The following is a 2068-nucleotide window of genomic DNA, read 5'->3' on the forward strand; positions in this document are numbered from 1 at the left end:
GCGCCGGGCTGCTCGGCGCGGCGACACTTGGCCTCGGCACCGGGCTGGGCGTTCGCCGGGCTCGCGCGCAGTCGCGGGCCGAAATCAGCTTTGCCAGCGCCGCCTTCTTCGGCAAGGAGACCTTCGGCGACCTGATCAAGGCCTTCAACGAATCGCAGGACCGCGTTCTGGTCAAGAACATCGAGCTGCCGCCGCCGAGCTCATCGACGGAAGTCTATCAGGGCCTCGTCCAGCAGCTCGCCCGGCGTAGCGGCACGCCCGACGTCTTCAGCCAGGACGTGATCTGGATCGCCGGCTTTGCCGCCGCCGGCTGGGCGCTGCCGCTCGATGAGTACTTTCCGGCAGACAAGCGCAGCGCCTACTTCTCCGGGACCCTCAATGCCTGCACCTATGACGGCAAGCTGACTGCCCTGCCCTGGTTCATGGATTCGGGCATGTTCTATTACCGCAAGGACGTGCTTGAAAAGCATGGCGGCAAAGTGCCGGAAAACTGGGCCGACATGGCGACCATCGCCGCCGCCGCGCAGAAGGCCGGCGACGTCGATTTCGGCTATCTCTGGCAGGGCAAGCAGGCCGAGGTTCTGGTCTGCGACGCGGTCGAGATCATCACCTCCAACAATGGCGCGATCCTGGCGCCTGACGGCAAGTCATCGCTGATCAACCAGAAGGCCGCAGTCGACGCGATCCAGTTCCTGCACGGCACCATCGCCACGAGCAAGATCAGCCCGCAGGACGTCCTGTCCTGGGACGAGGAGCCATCGCGCCAGCCGTTCACCTCGGGCAAGGCGATGTTCATGCGCAACTGGTCCTATGTCTATCCGATCGCCCAGGACGCCAAGGCCTCCCAGGTGGTGGACAAAATCGGCGTGGCACCGCTGCCGTCCTTCCCCGGCGGCAAGAGCTCGGCCTGTCTCGGCGGCTACCAACTAGGCGTCAACGCCAACTCGAAGCAGCGCGAAGCCGCGATCGAGTTGCTGACCTGGCTGTCGTCGACCGAAACCCAGCATCGCATCGCCCTAAACTTCGGGCTCGCGCCGACGCGCCCGGCACTGTTCCAGGACGAGAAGATCAAGACCGAACAGCCGTTCATGGCCAGCCTCGAGAAAGTGTTCACCGGCGCCACCGCCCGGCCGATCACGCCCGAATATGCGAAGGTGACGCTGGCCTTGCAGTCGGGCATCTCCAAGGCGCTGGTCTCAGGCAACGTCCAGGCCGAGATGGACGCGCTGGCGACGCAAATCGACCAGATCGTCGGCTGAACCATGACCGCGGCGGCCACTGTTTCTGGCATTGGCCGGCCGCGGCGGTTTGGCAAGGCGCTTCCAGTCTCATTGTGGGCTTTGCTCCTGCTGACACCGGCTTTCGTGTCGCTGGCGTCGGTTTCCTTCTACCCGATCATCAGCGGACTTTATCTCTCGCTCACCAACACCTCGCTGATCACCCAGGAGAACGAGTTCTCGGGCTTCTCCAACTATGTGCAGCTATGGGGTGACGCCCAATTCTGGAATGCCTGGTGGCACACGATGTGGTTCACTACGGTATCCACGATACTTGAGACCGTCATCGGGCTCGGCATGGCGCTCATCCTGTGCGAGGCCTTCAAGGGCCGCGGCCTGGTTCGCGCCGCCATGCTGGTGCCCTGGGCGATGCCCACCGTCGTCACCTCCAAGATGTTCGGCTGGCTGTTCGACGGCCAGAACGGCATCATCAACTATATCCTGCTGCATGCCGGGCTGATCGATCAGAACATCAACTGGTACGGCTCGCCCGACACGGCAATGATGACCATTATCATCGCCGATGTCTGGAAGACCACCCCGTTTATGGCGCTATTGCTTTTGACCGGGCTGCAGACCGTGCCCAATTCGCTGATCGAGGCGGCGCGCATGGATGGCGCAAAAGGCTGGACCACCTTCTGGTACATCCGTCTGCCGCTGCTGATGCCGACATTGCTGATCGCCGGCATGTTCCGCGCGCTCGACGCCTTTCGCGTCTTCGACCTCGTTTACGTGCTGACTGGCGGCGGCCCGGCCGATTCGACCGAAACGCTGTCGACGCTGTCCTACAA

2 protein-coding genes are annotated in these 2068 nt (G+C 63.2%); both read left to right on the top strand.

What is annotated here, in order from left to right; all coding sequences use genetic code 11:
- On the top strand, positions 1-1259 hold a 1259-nt coding region (locus tag EOA85_RS33600; protein ID WP_164760074.1), incomplete at its 5' end, for an ABC transporter substrate-binding protein.
- 3 nt (positions 1260-1262) lie between these two features.
- A partial coding sequence (locus tag EOA85_RS33605; RefSeq protein WP_164760075.1) for a sugar ABC transporter permease occupies positions 1263-2068 on the top strand: 806 nt, incomplete at its 3' end.

The organism is Mesorhizobium sp. M5C.F.Ca.IN.020.29.1.1 (assembly GCF_003997375.1).
GTDB lineage: Bacteria > Pseudomonadota > Alphaproteobacteria > Rhizobiales > Rhizobiaceae > Mesorhizobium > Mesorhizobium wenxiniae.